Here is a 19,250-nt window from a genome sequence, read left to right on the forward strand (position 1 = left end):
TTGTCAGAGCAAAAGACCAGCATTCAAATTTTACTTCAAAGTGCGTCAGAAGGTCTGTCCCTATTTGGACCGCAGGATACGTTTCTGAAAATTATCGAAGAGGAAATTCCCGCCACGATCGATTCGCGGGAGGCTGTCATTACCATTCGGGGCAATCAGCGCAACGTCGAGAGCCTGCAGCAGCTGTTTGAGGTGCTGCTTGAACTTGTCCGCAACGGGTATATACTTACCGAGCGCGATGTGCTGTATGCTGCCGAGCTTGCCAAGGATCTGCGGGCAGATCAGCTTCTTGATCTGTTCAAGGGTGAGATCACAACCACTTACAGAGGCAAGCCGATTCGGGTCAAAACGATCGGACAGAAGCATTATGTGACGACGATCAAGAAACGGGACGTTGTGTTTGGAATAGGTCCTGCCGGAACGGGAAAAACCTATTTGGCGGTTGTGCTGGCGGTTGCTGCGCTCAAGGAAGGTTCTGTGAAACGGATTGTGTTGACCAGACCAGCGGTTGAAGCAGGAGAAAGCCTGGGCTTTCTTCCGGGAGACCTGCAGGAGAAGGTTGATCCTTATTTGAGGCCGCTATATGATGCTTTGTATGACGTCATGGGACCGGACCAGGTGGCCAAGGCGCTGGAACGTGGATTGATTGAAATTGCTCCGCTCGCTTATATGCGTGGACGGACGCTTGATGATTCGTTTATTATTTTGGATGAAGCGCAAAATACGACGCCGGAGCAGATGAAGATGTTTCTGACCAGGCTCGGATTCGGCTCGAAAATGGTCATCACCGGGGATGTCACCCAGATCGACCTGCCGCGCGGCAAAAAATCAGGTCTTGTAGAAGCCCAGATTGTGCTGAGCGGGATTGAGGAAGTCGGATTTGTAAGGTTTGCTGAACAGGATGTTGTACGGCACTCTTTGGTACAAAAAATAATCGTTGCATATGATAAAGCTGCAGAAAACCAAGATTAAAAAGGGGATTGTCGCTATGGCCTCCAAAGAACCATCGACGGACAAGTCCATACGGGCGAAAAACAATGGCTGGAAATATAGCGTGGCAACACGCTATATTCTGTTTTTGCTGCTCGCGCTCATTTTTTATATCAGTCTATCTTCCAAGCTGCTCCCCGAGCGCTATGATATTCAGGTAGGAACACGCAGCGAGAAAAGCATCACCGCCCCGATTCAAATCGAGGATAGCAAAGCTACGCTGAAAGCGCAGGAGGAAGCCGCAGAGCGGGTTCAGCCGATCTATACATACGTGCCGCTGCGCAATGATGTGCTGGTTACCCAGCTGCTGGAGCGGATCGAGCGGCTCAATCAGGACACGGATATTTCCACCCAGGACAAAATCTCCATCTACCGCGAGGAAATTCCACGGCGAGTGGATGACTTCGTTAAAAACTTCGTGTCCGCCAACCGGGGAAATGATGCGTATTCATCCGAGCTTCTGGAAGAAATGCTGCGTGTGATTGAACAGCAGACCTACCGGATCCCGGAGGAGACCTTCATTAAGATTCCTAGGCTGGATTCCGAGGATATCAGCCAGATGAAGGTGGTCGCTCGCGATATCGTGTCCAGTCTGATGAATGAAACGACCGATGCGCAGACGCCGCGGGCCAAGGTGGCGGAAATGGTCAGCACCAGCTCGCTGGACGACCGGACAGCGCGCGAGGTCGTTCAAGAGCTGGCGAGAGTGTCGATTACCGCCAACAAGTTCATGGATGAGGAAGCGACCAAGGAAGCGAAGGTGGAAGCCCGTGAGAATACGCCGCCTGTATTTATCAAGCAGGGCGATATTCTCGTGGAGCGGGGACAACTGATTACGCCAGAGCTTTATGAGCTGCTCGGGAAGAACGGGCTGCTCAAGGATGAGGTCAATTATTGGCCGGAGCTTGGGCTGCTGATATTCTCGATACTGCTGTCGCTCGGCATCTTCATGTTCATCAGGCAATCCAACGCTGGATATTTCAAGTTCAACAACTCGCAGCTGCTGATGATGGTGCTTATCTATGTCATTACACTGGTGTCGATGCATTTGGCCGGCTACCTGCAAAGTGACAGCCGGACCTATGTGGGATACCTGGCTCCGGTTGCTGTAGGTGCAATTCTGCTCACGCTGCTGCTGGAGATGTCATTGGCCTATTTCAATGTCATTATTTTCACCATTCTGGCCAGTGTCATTCTGAACGTCCAGCAGGGCGAGATATTTGATTTCCGTTTCGGCCTGTTCGCGGCGATCACGTCCTGTGTTGCGATCTTCTCGCTGCATCGGGCGAGTCAGCGCTCTACGCTGCTGAAAGGCGGAATCATGGTGTCTTTGTTCGGCACGCTGACCGTCTTTATGATGCTGCTGATCAAGGACGGGGAATGGACCGGAACCGAGACGCTGTATTCACTCGGGTTTGCGTTTGCCGGAGGGCTGCTGACCGCCATCCTCGTGATCGGGCTCATGCCGTTCTTTGAAGTGACCTTCGGCATATTGTCTGCCCTCAAGCTGGTTGAACTGTCCAATCCGAATCACCCGCTGCTGCGCAAGCTGCTGACTGAGACGCCGGGAACGTATCATCACAGCGTGATGGTCGGCAATCTGTCGGAGGCGGCTGCGGAGGCGATCGGAGCCGACGGACTGCTGTGCAGAGTCGGGTCGTTCTATCATGATATCGGGAAGACAAAACGTCCGATTTATTTCATCGAGAATCAGAACAACATGGAGAATCCGCACGACTCGATTGAGCCGAAGCTCAGCAAATCCATCATTGTGGCCCACGCCAGGGACGGGGTGGAAATGCTGAAGGAATATAAGCTGCCGAAGCCGATTCGGGACATCGCGGAGCAGCATCATGGCACGACCTTCCTGCATTACTTCTATCACAAGGCGCTGAGGCTGGCGGAAGAGCAGGGGGTCGAACCGGATTTCACCGAGGATGACTTCCGTTATCCGGGGCCGAAGGCTCAGTCGAAGGAAGCGGCGATCGTGGGCATTGCCGACAGCGTTGAGGCTGCGGTACGCTCGCTTCGCAAGCCGACGGTGGAGCAGGTAGAATCCATGATTGAGAAGATCATTAAAGGCCGCCTGGATGACCATCAGTTCAATGATTGTGATCTGACGATGAAAGAGCTGGACATTATAGCAAAAACATTAAAGGAAACCGTGATGGGCATCTTCCATTCCCGGATTGAATATCCGGAGGAAGTGAAGCGTCCGAATCCGAAGCCGGCTGCCGCTGAGGCGGAAGCTGGGCCGGATGGGGAGGCGCCATCCGCGTCGGAAGAGGACAAAAGAAGGAGCGTTTAGGAATGAGCCTGAAGCTGGTATGGAATAATGAGCAGGAACTATACGAGATACCCGAGGAATGGATCGTGATGCTGGAGCGGGTTTTGCAAAAGGCTGCGGAATCCGAAGGCGTCACGGAGGGCGAGGTCGATCTGACCTTTGTCGATGATGAGCAGATCCATGAGCTCAATCGGGAGTATCGCGGCATCGATCGGCCGACCGATGTATTGTCCTTTGCGATGCATGAAATGGCTGGCGACGAGCTGGAGATTATATACGAGCTGGACGAAGAAGATGAGGAAGCGCCTGTTCCGGATGCGCTCGGTGACATCGTCATCTCGATTCCGCGAGCCAAGCAGCAAAGCGAGGAGTACGGGCATTCGCTGGAGCGCGAGCTGAGCTTCCTGTTTGTCCACGGCTTCCTGCATCTGCTCGGCTATGATCATCAGGATGAGACCAGCGAAGCGGAGATGATGGGCAAGCAAGAGGCGGTTCTGGCAGCGCTGGGACTGACAAGATAGTGAAGCCGCACAGACATTCGTTGTATCGGACATTTGCCAATGCCGCTGCGGGCGTCGTGCATGCTTTCAAAACCGAACGCAATATGAAAATTCACGCTGCTGCTGCATTGATGGTATTCATTGCAGCAGCTTTGCTGCAGTTAGACCTGATCCGCTGGCTGTTCCTGCTGTTGGCCGTAGGGCTGGTCTTTACCGCTGAGCTGATCAATACGGCGATTGAAGCGGTCGTGGATCTGGTCTCTCCGCAGGTGCATCCTTATGCGCGGATCGCCAAGGACACCGCAGCAGGCGCGGTGCTGGTCGCCGCCATTGTGGCAGTTGGCATCGGCATTGGGGTGTTCTATGAGCCGATTAGAGGCTGGATCGGTTCATTATTGTAATGTTGCAGCCGGTTGATTCAGCTTTACCTATTTGAAGGGGGAACGATCCATGATCGAAGCGGGAATGTTGATGCAGGAAGCGATTAAAGCAAGGAGCAGAGCCTATATTCCGTATTCGAAATTCGGAGTAGGCGCTGCGCTTCTGGATGCGGAGGGTCGAGTTCATTTGGGTTGCAATGTTGAGAACGCAGCTTACAGCCCGACCAACTGCGCGGAGCGAACCGCTTTGCACCGGGCCATAGCCGACGGACACCAGCCTGGAAGCTTTCAGGCGATCGCGATTGTCGGTGATACGGATGGCCCATGCGCGCCTTGCGGGGTGTGCCGCCAGGTGCTGGTGGAGCTGTGCAAGCCGGACATGCCGGTATTTCTCGGCAATATGAAGGGAGATATTCAGGAGACCACGGTCAGCGAATTGCTTCCGGGCGCTTTCGGGCCTTGGGATTTGGAGAAATAAAACAACCAGGAATAGTGACACAGGAATATAGCGGAGGAATGTTATGCAGAACAAATCATTTAAATCGGGGTTCGTAGCCATTATCGGCAGGCCGAATGTCGGCAAATCGACGTTGATGAACCAGGTCATCGGACAGAAAATAGCCATTATGTCGGACAAGCCCCAGACGACGCGCAACAAAATTCACGGCGTATACACAACCGAGGATTACCAGGTCGTATTCCTGGATACGCCAGGTATTCATAAACGTCAATCCAAGCTCGGGGACTACATGAACCAGACTGCGCTGAGCACCCTCGGCGAGGTCGAAGCCGTGCTGTTTCTGGTGGATGCTTCGGAAGGCATTGGAGGCGGAGACCGCTATATTGCCGAGCAGCTGAAATCGATTCGGACGCCGGTCATTCTGGTGATGAACAAAATTGACAAAATCGAGCCCACGGCGCTGCTGCCGCTGATTGAGGAATACCGGGGACTTCATGATTTTGCGGAGATTGTCCCGATTTCGGCGATGCTCGGAAACAATGTCAGCACGCTGCTTGATCAGATTCGAAAGTATCTTCCGGATGGGCCGCAGTACTATCCTGAAGATCAGGTTACCGATCATCCGGAGCAGTTCGTATGTGCCGAGCTTATTCGTGAGAAGATCCTGCACATGACGCGGGAAGAGGTGCCTCACTCCATTGCGGTCACCATTGAAGATATGCGTGCCCAGGAGAATGGAACGGTGTACATTTCAGCTGTCATTTATGTGGAGCGGGATTCCCAGAAAGGGATCATTATCGGCAAGCAGGGCGCTCTGCTGAAACAGGTAGGCAAGCAGGCGAGAGAGGATATCGAGCGTTTGCTCGGTTCCAAAATCTTTTTGGAGCTGTGGGTGAAAGTTAAAAAAGACTGGCGCAATCAGGAACGGGTTCTTCGCGATCTCGGTTTTCATAAGGGACAATAAGAATCCGATCATCCACCGGGGCTATCGGGCGAAGCATGAGCCTGCCAACAATTGCATTTCATAAATTTGCGCCGGACGCACATCCTATTTTCGAAGATGCAGACGTCATTTCCGAAGAAAGGATGAATACGAATGCGAGATTTTTCGTGGAAGTATTTTACGATGACTGGAGATGTCGATGCTTATTTGCTGTATAAAGAAGTAGCCGGTTCAGAGCCGGAGCTTGCAGCGGCGTTCGCAAATGAAGAGGCGGTCCCGGATGAAGAAGACGAATAACCACTGGTTGCTTCAGGAATGGTTGGGGGAAGAAACATGCTATATCGGGCGGAAGGGATTGTCATCCGCAGCATGGACTACGGTGAAGGGAACAAAATCATTACGCTTTGTACCGAAAAGTGGGGGAAGGTAGGCGTGCTGGTCAGGGGAGCGAAGAAGGTGAAGAGCCGGCACGCAGCCCTGACGCAGCTGTTTACTTATGGCGAGTACGTATTCTTTCGCAACGGAACGGGACTTGGTACCTTGAACGCCGGGGAAATTATCGAGTCTCATCATTCCCTGCGTGAAGATCTGATCAAAGCGGCCTATGCTTCTTATGCCTGTGAGCTTCTGGACCGTGTGCTGCAGGATGAGGAGACGGGCGCTTTTTGGTTTCATCAGCTGAAAGCTTGTCTGATGTCGTTAGAGGAAGGGAAGGATCCTCAGGTTATCAGCAACCTGTATGAGATGAAAATCCTTCAAACGGCAGGCTATGGTCCGGAGCTTGAGGTGTGCGTATCATGCGGTCAATCGAGACCGGATGAGGACATGCTGCTCAGTCCCCATTTAGGCGGAGCGCTGTGCCGCCACTGCAAGCATTTGGACCCGCCGGCCATGAAGATTTCGGTCAGGACGCTGGGGCTGCTGCGGCTGTTTGCTAGGCTGGATCTCAGGCGGCTCGGCAATGTGGATGTCAAGGACAGCACCAAAACGGAGCTGAAGCAGGCGATGCGGGCTTTGATGGATGCGCAGCTCGGACTGCGGCTGAAGTCGCGAAATTTTCTGGACCAGCTTGACAAATACAACATTTGACGTGAAGATAAGTTTAAGGTATTATAACTTTTACAGTTTACCTAATGAAGGATTTGGCAACAATCCGAAGCAATTGAATAACATGCGTTGAACGGGAAAGTAGTGAATTGATTGATCCTCTAGCGAGCCGGAGATGGTGAGAGTCCGGTGGATGATGTTCATGAACATGGCACCCGGGAGCATGATGCAATGCATAAAGCGGGCTCTGCAAGCTGTTGGCTAGGAAGCGACAGTTCAGGGCCAAGTAGGGTGGAACCGCGGGAAGCGTCAGCTCTCGTCCCTACGTCTGTACAACAGGCGTAGAGATGAGAGCTTTTTTGTTGTGCAGACTCGTACTTTGAGGATGATTGCATCGTCGAGCGGCGGTTCTCAGCCGGCAATCCTTATGGTGTGGCGGATCAGCTCCCATAAGGCATGCTGCGGGAACGGCAGTATCGAGGTTTGCAACTCCGGAACCAAGAAAGGAGTAAAATCATGAATTTCCAACAGATGATTTTGACGCTGCAGCAATTTTGGGCAGAGCAGAACTGTATCATCGTACAGCCTTACGACACGGAAAAAGGTGCGGGGACGATGAACCCGATGACGTACCTGCGCTCCATCGGTCCTGAGCCGTGGAATGTCGCTTACGTGGAGCCTTCCCGCCGACCGGCCGATGGCCGCTACGGGGAAAATCCGAACCGGCTGTACCAGCACCATCAATTCCAGGTTATTTTGAAGCCGTCGCCGGACAACATCCAGGAGCTCTATCTGGAAAGTTTGAAGCGTCTTGGCATCGATCCGCTGGATCATGACATCCGCTTCGTGGAAGACAACTGGGAAGCACCGACGCTGGGCGCATGGGGTCTTGGCTGGGAAGTATGGCTGGACGGCATGGAAATCACCCAGTTTACGTATTTCCAGCAGGTGGGCGGCATTGATGCGAGCCCGGTAGCCGTAGAGATTACATACGGGATGGAGCGGCTTGCATCTTACATTCAGGATAAGGAGAATGTGTTCGATCTGGAATGGGTGGATGGCATTACTTACGGAGACGTGTTCCATCAGCCGGAGTTCGAGCATTCCAAGTATACGTTCGAAGTTTCGGATGTGAAAATGCTGTTTACCTTGTTCAACATGTACGAGGAAGAGGCTAACAAAGCGATGAACCAGAACCTGGTCTTTCCGGCATACGACTATGTCCTGAAATGCTCGCATACGTTCAACCTGCTGGACGCCAGAGGAGCGATCAGCGTGACGGAGCGCACAGGTTACATCATGAGAGTCCGGAACCTGGCACGCCAGGTAGCGGCCACGTATTTGGAGGAGCGCGAGAAGCTGGGCTTCCCGCTGATCAAGAAAGGGGGCGCGGAGCATGTCTAAAGATTTGTTGTTTGAAATCGGGCTGGAGGAAGTGCCGGCCAGATTCCTTCGTGCAGCCATGGAGCAGCTGAAGGACAAAACCGTCCAATGGCTGGAAGCTTCCCGCATACCGTTCGGAGAGGTGCAGGCTTACGCAACGCCTCGCCGGCTTGCCGTATGGGTGCGTGATGTCGCGGAGAAGCAGGAGGATGTCAGCGAGGAAGTGAAGGGGCCATCCCGGAAAATCGCGTTGGACGAGAACGGGCAGTGGAGCAAGGCGGCGCTTGGTTTTGCAAGAAGCCAGGGCGTAGAGCCGGACAGCTTCACCTTCAAAGAGCTTGGCGGTGTAGAATACATCTACGTTACGAAGAACAGCGCCGGCGTTCAGACCCAATCGATTTTGGCTGAAGGGCTGCTCGGCGTATTAACGTCGATGACCTTCCCGAAAAATATGCGCTGGGGCGGTCATGAGTTTAAATTCGTGCGTCCGATCCGCTGGCTTGTCGCTCTATTTGGCAGCGAGGTTATCAACCTTGAAATTACCGGCGTTCCATCAGGTAACGTAACCCGGGGACATCGCTTCCTGGGCGGTGAGGCGGTTATTCGTGAGGCTTCGGCTTATCGCGAGACGCTCCGCAGTCAGCATGTTATTGTTGATGTGAACGAACGCGAAGAGATGATTGTATCCCAGATTCAGGCACTGGCCAAGGAGAAGGGCTGGAATATCGCCATTAAGGACGATCTGCTGGAGGAAGTGCTGTTCCTGGTTGAAACGCCTACGGTGCTGTACGGTTCCTTCGATCCGTCCTTCCTGGAAATTCCGCAGGAGGTGCTCATTACCTCGATGCGCGAGCATCAGCGCTATTTCCCTGTTCTGGACAGCCAGGGACAGCTGCTGCCGTACTTTGTTACGGTACGAAGCGGGGACAGCCGCTCGCTTGAAGTGATTGCCAAAGGAAATGAGAAGGTGCTGCGCGCCCGCTTGTCGGATGCGAAGTTCTTCTATGAAGAGGATCAGAAGCTGCAGATCAAGGATGCCCTTTCCAAGCTGGAGAGCATTGTATTCCATGAGGAGCTGGGCACGATCGGAGACAAGGTGCGCCGCATTCGCCGCATTTCCGATGCGCTGGCTGCGAAGCTGAACGCTACCGGGGATACCGCCGATTCGGTGAGCCGGGCCGCAGATATTTGCAAATTCGACCTCGTAACCCAGATGGTCTACGAATTTCCGGAGCTGCAAGGCGTGATGGGCGAGGATTATGCCCGCAAGGCTGGAGAGAAGGAAGAGGTGGCCAAGGCGGTATTTGAGCATTATCAGCCGCGCTTTGCCGGGGATGCGGTACCGACGACACAGGTGGGCTCCATCGTCAGCATAGCGGATAAAATCGATACGATTGCAGGCTGCTTCTCCATCGGAATTATTCCGACAGGGTCGCAGGATCCGTATGCGCTGCGCCGTCAGGCTCAAGGGATCGTTCAGATCATACTGGAGCACAAGCTGCCGATCACGTTGTCGGAGGTGTTCACGATTGCGCTCGACGTGCATCAGAACATCCGGGCGCTGAAGCGCTCGGCGGACGAGATCCGCAAAGACTTGTACGAGTTCTTCGGGCTGCGTGTGAAGAAGCTGCTGTCCGAGCAGCAGCGGTATGATGTCGTGGATGCCGTCATTTCCGCTGGCTTCGACCAGGTGGTTTCGGTGGTTTCGCGCGGGCAAGCCTTGATGCAGGCCGTCACGGAAACCGATGATTTCAAAACGACGGTTGAATCGTTCAACCGGGTCAGCAATCTGGCTGCTAAAGCCGGAAAAGCAGCGGTGAATCCGGAGTTGTTCGTGGAAGCCGAAGAAGGGCGTCTGTATGAGGCGTGGAAGACGGTCCGCGAGCCTTACCTGGCTGCGCTTGAAGCAGCAGACGGCGTGCGCGCACTGGCCCTGCTTGGCGATATGAAGGCGCCGATTACCGGCTTTTTCGATTCGGTGATGGTTATGGCCGAGGATGAAGCGGTCCGGACGAACCGGCTGGCGCTGCTGTCAGGCATTGACAGCGACCTTAAAAAGTTTGCGGATTTCACTAAATTGGTGTGGTCATAAGAGCTGCGCAACCATTCTTCGGAAAGCAGAACGAGCGGATGTTGCAATCGCCAAGGATAGTGACAGCATAACGGACGAAATGCTATAATAGTGTGCTCAATGAAAGCGGAGCCCGTGTTTAGGCGCGGGATGCCGCTTTCGTCATGCTACGACGGTTGATCATCGGGCTTATTCTTTTGCCGGGTGTTTATTTATGAAGCAGGATTTTAATCCGCTAAACAAGTATATAATAATATTTAAAGATGTTGTTCTGAATGAAGTTTCATGAAAGCGGGTAAGAAATGCAGTAAATACTGCGCTAATCGTATGGCTGAGAAGCAGGTGAGGCGAATGAACGAGGCTACGGGGACACGGATTGTAGTTGACGGGGACGCATGCCCGGTCAAGAAGGAGATTGCTGAGACCGCTCGCGTTTTTGGCGTGCCTGTGGTTCTTGTGTCGTCTTACGATCATCTGCTGCAGGCTGAAGAAGGCGTTGCTGTCGTCAAGGTGGACCGAAGCGATCAAAGCGCGGATCTGTATATCGCCAATCATATTCACCGCGGGGATGTTGTGGTGACCCAGGATTATGGACTGGCTGCGCTTGCACTGGCCAAGGCTTGTCATGTCATATCGTTTCGCGGGCGCCTGCTTCGCAATGAAGACATCGATTTTCTCCTGGATTCCAGACATCATGCGGCGAAGGCCAGAAGGTCTGGGAAATACGGCAAAGGTCCTCGCAAGCTGCTTGATGAAGACCGAAGTTTTTTTCAACATAAACTGACAAAACTTTTAACAGAGTTGCAGGAGAATGTCCACTTGTAGCGAATACTTATTTACGTGCTAACAGAGATGAAGGTGGTTTGGATGAGTACCGGACAAGGCGGTATTCCGGATGAAGTCATCGAGGCGGTGCTAGCCAAGGCCGATATTGTGGATACGGTCAGCAGATACGTGAACCTTACGAAGCAGGGGAAGTACTTAAAGGGCTTATGTCCCTTCCATTCGGAAAAGACCCCATCCTTTACGGTTACGCCGGAGCGCCAGATTTTCTATTGCTATGGCTGCGGTAAAGGCGGAAACGCCATTAAATTCAGAATGGAAATCGAAGGATTCTCCTTCCCCGAAGCCGTTAAGACCATGGCCGAAGAGAATGATATCTCGATGCCGGAAGGGCAAGGGGTTCCCGTAATTCCTCGAAATCCGGAGAAGGAACGACTGCTGGAAGCTTATGAGCTGAGCGCCAAGTTGTATCACTTCCTGCTGAAAAATACCGAGCACGGCACGGAAGCGATGCGGTATTTGCGATCCCGCGGGATGAGCGACAAGATGATCGATCAGTTTCAGATCGGTTATGCGCCGGACCGCTGGGACACCTTGGTTCAATTTCTTGAGAAACGATCATTTGACCTGAAGGAGATGGAGAAGGGCGGTTTATTATCCGCGAGACATGAACAGGACGGGTATCTCGACCGCTTTCGGGGACGCATTATGTTTCCGATTCATGATCGTACGGGCAATGTGATCGCTTTCGCAGGAAGAATTTTGGGGGAAGGTCAGCCGAAGTATTTGAATTCCCCGGAAACGCTGCTGTTTAACAAAAGCCGCACGTTGTACAATCTGCATCAGTCGAAAGCGTCCATACGCAAATCGCGTCAGCTTCTTTTATTTGAAGGCTACGGAGACGTCATTTCGGCTTGGGAGGCAGGCTACCACAACGGTGTGGCCACCATGGGCACTTCGCTTACCGAGAATCAGGCGGCATTGATGAAGTCGATCGCCGACGAAGTCGTTATCGTGTATGACGGGGACAAAGCCGGAATGGCTGCGGCCATGAAAGTGATACCGCTGCTGGAAGGCGTAGGCCTCAGGGTGAAAATTGCTTTGATGAGCGATGGTCTCGACCCGGATGAATACATCCGCAAATTCGGGGCTGAACGATTCAGACATGTGATGGAGACGGCTGTCTCCACGACAAAATTTAAACTTATATATTTAAAGAAAAACCATATACTGCTAGAAGAAGATGGCAAAATTGCTTATGCCAAAGATGCGCTTCCCATTATCGCCGCTTTGCATTCCTCAACCGAACGGGAAGTTTATTTGAGGGAATTATCATCCGAGTTGAATCTTTCGTATGAAAGCCTCAAGCAGGATTGCAACCTGCTCAGGCAGTCCATGCAAAAAAAGATGGGGGATGGGGATAATAAGGGAAATCGGTGGAATAATGGTAGGCATAAAAAAGGGAGTCAGCCTGCACCTGTCCTTCTACCCGCATATCATGCAGCAGAACGAAGGCTGCTGTCCCTGATGCTTCAGGATGCAGAGGCCGCACGTTATGTAGGCGAACACCTCGGGGAATCATTTAATATTGAAGATCATGCAGCCATTGCTGCTTATCTATATGCTTATTACGCACAGGGGAAAGCTCCGGATATCAGCCGCTTTATGTCATCTCTGCACGATGATCGTTTGGAGAAGACGGTCAGCTCGATCATGATGATGGAAGCGCCGGCGGACTGGAATGTTCAAGTGCTTGACGACTGCATACGAGAAGTGAAGAAGTACCCCCAGCAGAAATTGATCGATCAGAAAAAAGAAGAAATGATTGCGGCGGAACGCTCCGGTGATTATTTGCGAGCCGCCCAAATTGCAAGTGAGATTATCGCCCTAGAAAGACAATGAAGGCCAAGCTTTACTGTTTCTAGGGAGGAGGGAGTCGAAAGATGGCGAATGATCAGCATACTGAACTAGAAACGGATTTTACGCTGGATCAGGTAAAGGAACAACTAATTGAACAGGGTAAAAAGAGATCCGTATTGAGTTATAAAGATATTATGGAAAAGTTGTCGCCATTTGATCAGGACACCGAGCAGATTGAGGAGTTCTATGAGCAGCTTGCCGATCTGGGCATTGATGTGGTGAATGAGAATGACGATGACGGAGCTCATCGGCCAGATGATGAGTCTCATGATAACGAGGATTTTTCGTTCGACGATGAGCTGGCGCTGCCGCCGGGCATTAAAATCAACGATCCAGTGCGGATGTATCTGAAAGAGATTGGACGCGTGCCGCTCTTGTCTGCGGATGATGAGATTGAGCTCGCGAACCGTATCGAGCAGGGGGATGAGGATGCGAAGCGTCGTTTGGCGGAAGCGAACCTGCGGCTCGTTGTCAGCATCGCCAAGCGTTATGTGGGCAGAGGGATGCTGTTCCTGGACCTGATTCAGGAAGGGAACATGGGTCTTCTGAAAGCTGTTGAGAAATTCGACTACAAAAAAGGGTTCAAGTTCAGCACTTACGCGACCTGGTGGATTCGTCAGGCGATCACTCGCGCGATAGCCGACCAGGCAAGAACGATTCGGATTCCTGTGCATATGGTGGAGACGATCAACAAGCTGATTCGTGTCTCCAGACAGCTGCTGCAGGAGCTCGGACGTGAGCCGTCCCCTGAAGAAATCGCAGCAGAGATGGAGCTAAGCGTCGAGAAAGTTCGTGAAATTATGAAAATTGCCCAAGAGCCTGTGTCGCTCGAAACACCGATCGGTGAGGAAGATGATTCCCACCTTGGCGATTTCATCGAAGATCAGGAGGCTCTTGCACCCGCCGATGCGGCAGCCTATGAGCTGCTGAAGGAGCAGCTGGAAGACGTGCTGGATACGCTGACAGAGCGCGAAGAGAACGTGCTGCGCCTTCGGTTCGGTCTGGACGATGGTCGCACCAGAACGCTTGAAGAAGTCGGTAAAGTGTTCGGCGTTACGCGTGAACGGATCCGGCAGATCGAGGCCAAAGCGCTTCGGAAGCTGCGGCATCCAAGCCGAAGCAAGCGATTGAAAGATTTCCTCGAATAACGTGATTCCTGGGACCTTCTGCATGATGGCAGCAAGGTCTTTTTCTTTCCGTAGCGGCCAGGAAATTTAGTTCGTTATGGAAATAATTCCTTCATTTGCTTTTAATTGTAGCTCTTTTCAACAGGCATTGCAAATGATTGAAGTCATTCCTGGCTGGGAAAATATTGAAAACTTGAACGCGGAATTTAGAGGGTTTGCAGTTTGTTGTAGGGTCTGGTACGGTAATTTTATGGACAATCGTCAATAATTCAATGAATGGTGTGTGGGAATGATTGTGAAGCTATCAAGAAGATTACAGCTCATACTTGAGCAGATTCCGGCCGGGAGCCGCCTGGCCGACATCGGGTCGGATCATGCGTTGCTGCCTGTCGCTGCGGCACAGCAGGGCGTGATAGTATCGGCGGTGGCCGGGGAAGTGAATCCCGGGCCTTATGAGGCTGCCCTGAAGCAAGTTAAGGAATCCGGGATGACAGAAGTTATCCACGTTCGCAAAGGGGACGGCCTCGACGTCATCGCCCCTGGTGAGGCGGATGTGATAACGATTGCGGGCATGGGCGGCAGCCTTATTGCGGCTATACTGGGCCGCGGAGTAGACAAGCTGGCCTCGGTGCGCCGTCTGGTGCTTCAGCCTAACGTAGGCGAGGATACGCTTCGAGTCTGGCTGCATGAACGGGGATGGGTTCTCATTCAGGAACTGATCCTGGAGGAGGACGGCAAGATCTACGAGATTTTGGTAGCTGAGCCGGAGTCCGCTGCGGCGATCTCCAATGATGAGGTTTACCAGGAACGTGTGCTGCCCGGAGGGTCCATGCTGACTCGGGAGTGGCTTCTTCGGTTCGGCCCTTGGCTGACCCGGAAGCCGGAACCGGTGTTTTATGACAAATGGAGATTAGAGCTGGACAAGATGGCACGTATTCTGGATTCATTGTCTCGCTCCGAACTTCCGGCAGCAGCTGAGAAAGCAGAGGATATGAAAGCAGAAATGAATGTCATTCAGGAGGTGCTGGCATGCTTGCCAAAGGACAAACGGTAATTCAATATATGGAGCAGCTTGCTCCAAAGCAGGTCGCTGAACCCGAGGATCGGATCGGCCTTCAGCTCGGAACGCTGCAGAAGGAGATCAAGACCGTGCTCGTAGCGCTTGATGTGAACGAGGAGGTTGTGGATGAGGCCATTGAGCTGGGTGCAGAGCTGATCATTGCTCACCATGCCATCATCTATCGCCCGCTGAAGCAGCTGGTGACGGATTCTCCGATGGGAAAAGTATATGAGAAGCTGATCAAGCATGACATTGCTGTCTATGTCAGTCATACGAACCTGGATGTGACCGAGGGCGGCATGAATGATTGGATGGCCAAAGCGCTCGGGATCGTAGATACGTCGCCGATTCATGACCTGCACAATGAGCAGCTGTCCAAGCTGGTAGTCTTTGTTCCGAAAAGTCATCACCAGGAGGTGCTCGATGCCGTGCTGGGCGCCGGCGCCGGCTGGATCGGCAATTACAGCCACTGCAGCTTCAACATTGAAGGGTTTGGCACCTATATGCCGCGAGAGGGAAGCGACCCCTATATCGGCTCCCATGGCAAGATAGAGCGGGCTGACGAAGTGCGGATCGAGACGATTGTTCCGCACGGTGTCCGCCATAAAGTCATTCAGGCTATGCTGAAGGCCCATCCGTATGAAGAGGTGGCCTATGACCTGTACCCGATGGATCTGAAGGGCCGATCGCTCGGGCTCGGACGGGTAGGGAAGCTGAAGGAGCAGATGACCCTGGCGGAGCTGGTCGAAGTGGTGAAAGAGAAGCTGGACGTTCCTCACGTGCGTGTCGTAGGGGAACCGGACCGCGTGATTCGGAAAGCAGCGGTCATCGGGGGCTCTGGCGGCCGATATATGAGCAAGGCACTATTCCGCGGGGCAGACGTGCTTGTCACCGGCGACATAGATTATCATACGGCTCAGGACGCACTGGCGGCCGGCCTGACGATGATTGATCCGGGGCATAATGCTGAGAAAATTATGAAGGCCAAGGTGGCCGAGTGGCTGCAGCAGAAATTCCAGGATGGAAAATACGAGACCCAGGCCGTTCCGTCTCAAATCAATACGGAGCCATTCCGGTTTATGTAACGCGGGGTGCGGCATTATTTTGAGCTATTACCAATCTTTTGTGTCTTGTGCCGCCTATCGAATTCCTGTATAATATGAACGTCGTCCGGAAAGTTTGACAGACAATCGCTGGCGGTGTTTCACCGCGAGAGGAAAGTCCGGGCTCCACAGGGCAGGGTGCTGGATAACGTCCAGTCAGCGCGAGCTGAAGGATAGTGCCACAGAAATGGACCGCCGATGGCTGCTGTATGGCAGCACAGGCAAGGATGGAACCGAGGTGTAAGAGACCCCGAGGAACGCTGGCGACTTCGTTCCTGGTAAACCCCACCTGGAGCAAGACCTAATGGAACGCAGTCTCTTTCGAGGAGACAGCCTTTGCCCGAGGCGCGTTCGGGTTGGTCGCTGGAGCCTATCAGTAATGGTAGGCCTAGATAGATGATTGTCGCTTCATGTGGCAGGGTAGTTCCCGTTATGACCACCAAGAGCACAGAACCCGGCTTATGGCAAACTTTCCTAACTGCAGACGGCCTCTACAATTTTTATGAATAACATGAAATGAAGCGCACACTTCCTGCGCCCGCTTGGGTGCAAGAGGTGTGCGCTTTTACCTGTTCTTGAAGAAGATATTGTTAAAGGGACAAACGTCCATACCAAATGGCCCCTGGTCTAATAAGCTGTAATCATCAAAGGAAAGGAGATGCTTAAATTATGTCCTATGGAAAAGGATGCCCTGGGCAAGGATGCCCGACTGTATCACCGATCGTGTGCGACCCGATTGTCATCGTGAGAGATCACTATGTTCCGCAGCTTGTTCCTGTCATACATCCCATCAAAGTGGTAGACAAGGTGCACTGCTGTCCGGTTGAGCAGCATTTCTACACGTATGAGGAGACCGGTCCTGTTGGCGTAGGCGGCCCTGTCGGCCCTGTCTCTGTATCCGGAACGAAAGCAGCCAAGAAGCGTGCAGGCAGCCGCGCCCGCAGAAAGCGTTAATCGGTACGGGTTCGCATTTGCCTAAAGGCGCTGAATTGACAGCATCAAGCAGCCTTTGCCGGTATGGATGGCAAAAGCTGCTTGAACGGTCGGTCATTGTTAACGCAGACGCCGGAGTTCTTCCAGCAGGCTGTTAATGACATTTTGCGGCCATAATTGAACGGGAGTTTGGCTATTTCCCGCCGCTGCATTCAGCGCCTCATAAATGTCGATCTGGCCACTTCCGTAATATTTATCCCTTCCTCTGTTGCCCAGATCAATTGTGTACGTGGTCATGAGCTCCATCACTTCCCGATTCGTAAGCTCCGGATTCAGGGACCGAAGAAGTCCCGCCATAGCTGCAGCATGGGGACTCGCCATTGAGGTGCCCGAAAGCGCGGCGTACTGGTTCCCCGGAAAGGTGCTGGCGATATTGGTTCCCGGTGCGGCAATGTCGATATAATCGCCATAGTTGGAATACTCGGCGCGATTCATATTGGCATCCGTTGCCGCTACGGCCAGCACCTCGGGGTAAGCCGCCGGAAATCCGGGGCGCTCGGTATTGTCATTACCCGAGGCGGCGATCAGGACCACGTCACGGTCATAGGCGTACTTAACCGCTTCATGCAAGAACTGGGAGTCAGCATAATTGCCGAGACTCATGTTGATGACCTTCGCACCGTGATCGGTTGCCCAAATAATCCCTTCGGCGACCGCATAGGTCGTTCCGGTGCCTGAGGCGTCCAGTGCCTTGACGGGCATAATTTTGTTATACCAGCTGATGCCTGCCACACCCTCGCCGTTATTGACCAGAGCCCCGATGATGCCAGCCACATGCGTTCCATGCCCTACATCATCCATCGGTTGTTGTTCCGGATCAACAACGTTGTATCCTTCAACGAATTGACCGTCCAGATCGGTATGATTCAGGTCAACCCCGGTGTCAATGACGGCGATGATGACATCCTCGCTCCCCTTGGACAGATCCCAGCCGCGATTCGTTTCAATGGCCGGCAAGTTCCACTGATACTCCGAGAACAGAATATCATTCGGTATATTGACCGTTTCGCTGTTGGCTGCGCCAGATCGGGAACGGGCCGATTGACGGGGAAGATCATTGGTTAAATAAATATAGTGAGGCTCGGTATATTTCGGCTGCCATTTCTTCTCGAAATATTGACGCAGCCCTTTATAATCCAGGCGGTTGGAACGAAATACATAAGCATATCCGAGCTTGCGGGGCTTGCCGCAATCGATGTCTTTGGAGATGGCTTCAAGCTCTTGCTCGGACGGCGGATTCCGAAAGGAAACCACGATTTCATTTTCGTAAAAATGGCTCGCTTTTTCGTTGTCATGGCCAGTTTTCACAGTGATGTCGCGCAGGGTGTCCGCATGGATCGACTCAACCCGGAATTTACCTTCCTTCGGATACGGAATCAGACGCAGATTACGTTTCTGGTGATGAGACACCTTCTGCAGCACCGCTTCATTGATCAATGCGGCTGCACCGATCTTCCTGTCAGCGGAAGGCTCGGCCACGATCACGTAGGGCTGTCCACCCACGGTGAATTTCGGTGATTCGTAGGCTTCTCCGCGCTTGAGCTTCTGCCGGGCCTTCTTGAAATGATGGTTAATCAGCTCCTGATCCTGCGGTTTCAGCTGCGGAAGTTTACCGTTCACATCTGTCGCTTGATTGCTATCGAGCTGGAACCACTTGACTTGGACAAAATGCGGATGAGTACGCTGCTCTTTTGCGGCATACGACTGAATTTGGCCGGGCTTGCGCAATTGGCTGTTGTTTGCCATGGCCCGCAAATGCTGCCTCGCATCCTGACGGTTCAATCGGTCTGTTGCAAGGATGTCGTTATGAACGGTGGATTGCTTGATTGTTTGTTCCTGATGGGGCGTCACCGCTCGGGGTTCTTCCTGGGCGGCCTGCCTAGGGCCTGGCGTTCCGGGCGCTCCGGGCGTATACAGGAAAAACATTAAGATGCCCACCGTAGCGGAGATGCCCGCGATCGTCCATAATAGGCGTGATCTCACAGTTGCTTCCTCCAATCCGTAATTCGTTGATGTGCTCTTAGCGTGGGAAGAGGAGCGCTATTTTATGCGTAAGATGCTTCGGATCAGGCTTGTTTTCTGTCGGGTCGAAGCCGGATAAAATATCCTTGAAAGTGTATTCATTATAGGGATTTCGTTAAGCCGGAAATTGTGATAGGATAATATTTAATAGAATGACCGACGGCTTCGGCCGAAGGTTTAC

General features: G+C 52.8%; 17 protein-coding genes and 1 other RNA gene. 17 read left to right on the forward strand and 1 reads right to left on the reverse strand.

Features of this window, described 5'->3' with window-relative positions:
* The 17 genes from CHH67_RS01055 to CHH67_RS01135 all read left to right on the forward strand — a co-directional run bounded on the left by CHH67_RS01055 (position 1) and on the right by CHH67_RS01135 (position 17,008).
* Positions 1 to 972: a PhoH family protein gene (locus tag CHH67_RS01055; protein WP_095263121.1), complete on the forward strand. Its 972-nt coding sequence runs from the start codon at positions 1 to 3 to the stop codon at positions 970 to 972.
* A gap of 16 nt (positions 973 to 988) precedes the next feature.
* Positions 989 to 3,298 carry an HD family phosphohydrolase gene (locus tag CHH67_RS01060; protein ID WP_095263122.1) on the forward strand — a complete coding sequence of 770 codons (2,310 nt, stop codon included), beginning with the start codon at positions 989 to 991 and terminating at the stop codon, positions 3,296 to 3,298.
* Between the two features lie 2 nt (positions 3,299 to 3,300).
* Complete coding sequence (gene ybeY / locus CHH67_RS01065) at positions 3,301 to 3,798, forward strand: rRNA maturation RNase YbeY (protein ID WP_095263123.1); 498 nt, start codon at positions 3,301 to 3,303, stop codon at positions 3,796 to 3,798.
* A gap of 20 nt (positions 3,799 to 3,818) precedes the next feature.
* The gene (locus tag CHH67_RS01070) at positions 3,819 to 4,178 is read left to right on the forward strand and encodes a diacylglycerol kinase family protein (RefSeq protein ID WP_255222949.1); all 360 of its coding nucleotides are present in this window, start codon (positions 3,819 to 3,821) and stop codon (positions 4,176 to 4,178) included.
* A gap of 52 nt (positions 4,179 to 4,230) precedes the next feature.
* The gene (gene cdd, locus CHH67_RS01075; RefSeq protein ID WP_095263212.1) at positions 4,231 to 4,635 is read left to right on the forward strand and encodes a cytidine deaminase; all 405 of its coding nucleotides are present in this window, start codon (positions 4,231 to 4,233) and stop codon (positions 4,633 to 4,635) included.
* A 43-nt stretch (positions 4,636 to 4,678) separates the two neighbouring features.
* On the forward strand, positions 4,679 to 5,581 hold the full coding sequence (gene era / locus CHH67_RS01080) for a GTPase Era (RefSeq protein WP_095263125.1): 903 nt from the start codon (positions 4,679 to 4,681) through the stop codon (positions 5,579 to 5,581).
* Positions 5,582 to 5,713: 132 nt separating this feature from the next.
* Positions 5,714 to 5,857 (forward strand): YqzL family protein, encoded by a 144-nt coding sequence (locus CHH67_RS01085; protein WP_095263126.1) that lies wholly within the window; start codon positions 5,714 to 5,716, stop codon positions 5,855 to 5,857.
* A gap of 36 nt (positions 5,858 to 5,893) precedes the next feature.
* Positions 5,894 to 6,649, forward strand: coding sequence for a DNA repair protein RecO (gene recO / locus CHH67_RS01090; protein ID WP_095263127.1), 756 nt, complete (start codon positions 5,894 to 5,896; stop codon positions 6,647 to 6,649).
* Between the two features lie 474 nt (positions 6,650 to 7,123).
* Positions 7,124 to 8,011 (forward strand): glycine--tRNA ligase subunit alpha, encoded by an 888-nt coding sequence (gene glyQ, locus CHH67_RS01095; protein ID WP_095263128.1) that lies wholly within the window; start codon positions 7,124 to 7,126, stop codon positions 8,009 to 8,011.
* Positions 8,004 to 10,082 carry a glycine--tRNA ligase subunit beta gene (gene glyS, locus CHH67_RS01100; RefSeq protein ID WP_095263129.1) on the forward strand — a complete coding sequence of 693 codons (2,079 nt, stop codon included), beginning with the start codon at positions 8,004 to 8,006 and terminating at the stop codon, positions 10,080 to 10,082. The genes glyQ and glyS overlap by 8 nt, the downstream gene beginning before the upstream one ends.
* Before the next feature lie 306 nt (positions 10,083 to 10,388).
* Entirely contained in the window at positions 10,389 to 10,886 is a 498-nt protein-coding gene (locus tag CHH67_RS01105; protein WP_095263130.1) for a YaiI/YqxD family protein, read from the forward strand.
* A 42-nt stretch (positions 10,887 to 10,928) separates the two neighbouring features.
* The gene (dnaG, locus tag CHH67_RS01110) at positions 10,929 to 12,746 is read left to right on the forward strand and encodes a DNA primase (protein ID WP_095263131.1); all 1,818 of its coding nucleotides are present in this window, start codon (positions 10,929 to 10,931) and stop codon (positions 12,744 to 12,746) included.
* A gap of 41 nt (positions 12,747 to 12,787) precedes the next feature.
* Positions 12,788 to 13,912: an RNA polymerase sigma factor RpoD gene (gene rpoD, locus CHH67_RS01115; protein ID WP_095263132.1), complete on the forward strand. Its 1,125-nt coding sequence runs from the start codon at positions 12,788 to 12,790 to the stop codon at positions 13,910 to 13,912.
* 274 nt (positions 13,913 to 14,186) lie between these two features.
* Positions 14,187 to 14,945 carry a tRNA (adenine(22)-N(1))-methyltransferase gene (locus CHH67_RS01120; RefSeq protein ID WP_095263213.1) on the forward strand — a complete coding sequence of 253 codons (759 nt, stop codon included), beginning with the start codon at positions 14,187 to 14,189 and terminating at the stop codon, positions 14,943 to 14,945.
* Positions 14,921 to 16,036: a Nif3-like dinuclear metal center hexameric protein gene (locus CHH67_RS01125; protein ID WP_095263133.1), complete on the forward strand. Its 1,116-nt coding sequence runs from the start codon at positions 14,921 to 14,923 to the stop codon at positions 16,034 to 16,036. The genes CHH67_RS01120 and CHH67_RS01125 overlap by 25 nt, the downstream gene beginning before the upstream one ends.
* A gap of 89 nt (positions 16,037 to 16,125) precedes the next feature.
* Positions 16,126 to 16,531, forward strand: an RNA gene (rnpB, locus tag CHH67_RS01130) — RNase P RNA component class A.
* A gap of 192 nt (positions 16,532 to 16,723) precedes the next feature.
* Positions 16,724 to 17,008 carry a hypothetical protein gene (locus CHH67_RS01135; RefSeq protein WP_095263134.1) on the forward strand — a complete coding sequence of 95 codons (285 nt, stop codon included), beginning with the start codon at positions 16,724 to 16,726 and terminating at the stop codon, positions 17,006 to 17,008.
* 99 nt (positions 17,009 to 17,107) lie between these two features.
* On the opposite strand, the gene CHH67_RS01140 is transcribed toward CHH67_RS01135, so the two are convergent.
* On the reverse strand, positions 17,108 to 19,030 hold the full coding sequence (locus tag CHH67_RS01140) for a S8 family peptidase (protein ID WP_095263135.1): 1,923 nt from the start codon (positions 19,028 to 19,030) through the stop codon (positions 17,108 to 17,110).
* Positions 19,031 to 19,250: the final 220 nt, after the last annotated feature.

Source organism: Paenibacillus campinasensis (assembly GCF_002272015.1).
In the GTDB taxonomy this organism is placed as follows: Bacteria; Bacillota; Bacilli; order Paenibacillales; family Paenibacillaceae; genus Paenibacillus_AQ; species Paenibacillus_AQ campinasensis.

Excerpts from the sequence above, each read along its gene's own strand:
- CHH67_RS01060 (WP_095263122.1), top strand. The coding sequence starts at position 989 with ATGGCCTCCAAAGAACCATCGACGGACAAGTCCATACGGGCGAAAAAC.
- ybeY (WP_095263123.1), top strand. The coding sequence starts at position 3,301 with ATGAGCCTGAAGCTGGTATGGAATAATGAGCAGGAACTATACGAGATA.
- era (WP_095263125.1), top strand. The coding sequence starts at position 4,679 with ATGCAGAACAAATCATTTAAATCGGGGTTCGTAGCCATTATCGGCAGG.
- CHH67_RS01085 (WP_095263126.1), top strand. The coding sequence starts at position 5,714 with ATGCGAGATTTTTCGTGGAAGTATTTTACGATGACTGGAGATGTCGAT.
- recO (WP_095263127.1), top strand. The coding sequence starts at position 5,894 with ATGCTATATCGGGCGGAAGGGATTGTCATCCGCAGCATGGACTACGGT.
- glyQ (WP_095263128.1), top strand. The coding sequence starts at position 7,124 with ATGAATTTCCAACAGATGATTTTGACGCTGCAGCAATTTTGGGCAGAG.
- glyS (WP_095263129.1), top strand. The coding sequence starts at position 8,004 with ATGTCTAAAGATTTGTTGTTTGAAATCGGGCTGGAGGAAGTGCCGGCC.
- CHH67_RS01105 (WP_095263130.1), top strand. The coding sequence starts at position 10,389 with ATGGCTGAGAAGCAGGTGAGGCGAATGAACGAGGCTACGGGGACACGG.
- dnaG (WP_095263131.1), top strand. The coding sequence starts at position 10,929 with ATGAGTACCGGACAAGGCGGTATTCCGGATGAAGTCATCGAGGCGGTG.
- rpoD (WP_095263132.1), top strand. The coding sequence starts at position 12,788 with ATGGCGAATGATCAGCATACTGAACTAGAAACGGATTTTACGCTGGAT.
- CHH67_RS01125 (WP_095263133.1), top strand. The coding sequence starts at position 14,921 with ATGCTTGCCAAAGGACAAACGGTAATTCAATATATGGAGCAGCTTGCT.
- CHH67_RS01135 (WP_095263134.1), top strand. The coding sequence starts at position 16,724 with ATGTCCTATGGAAAAGGATGCCCTGGGCAAGGATGCCCGACTGTATCA.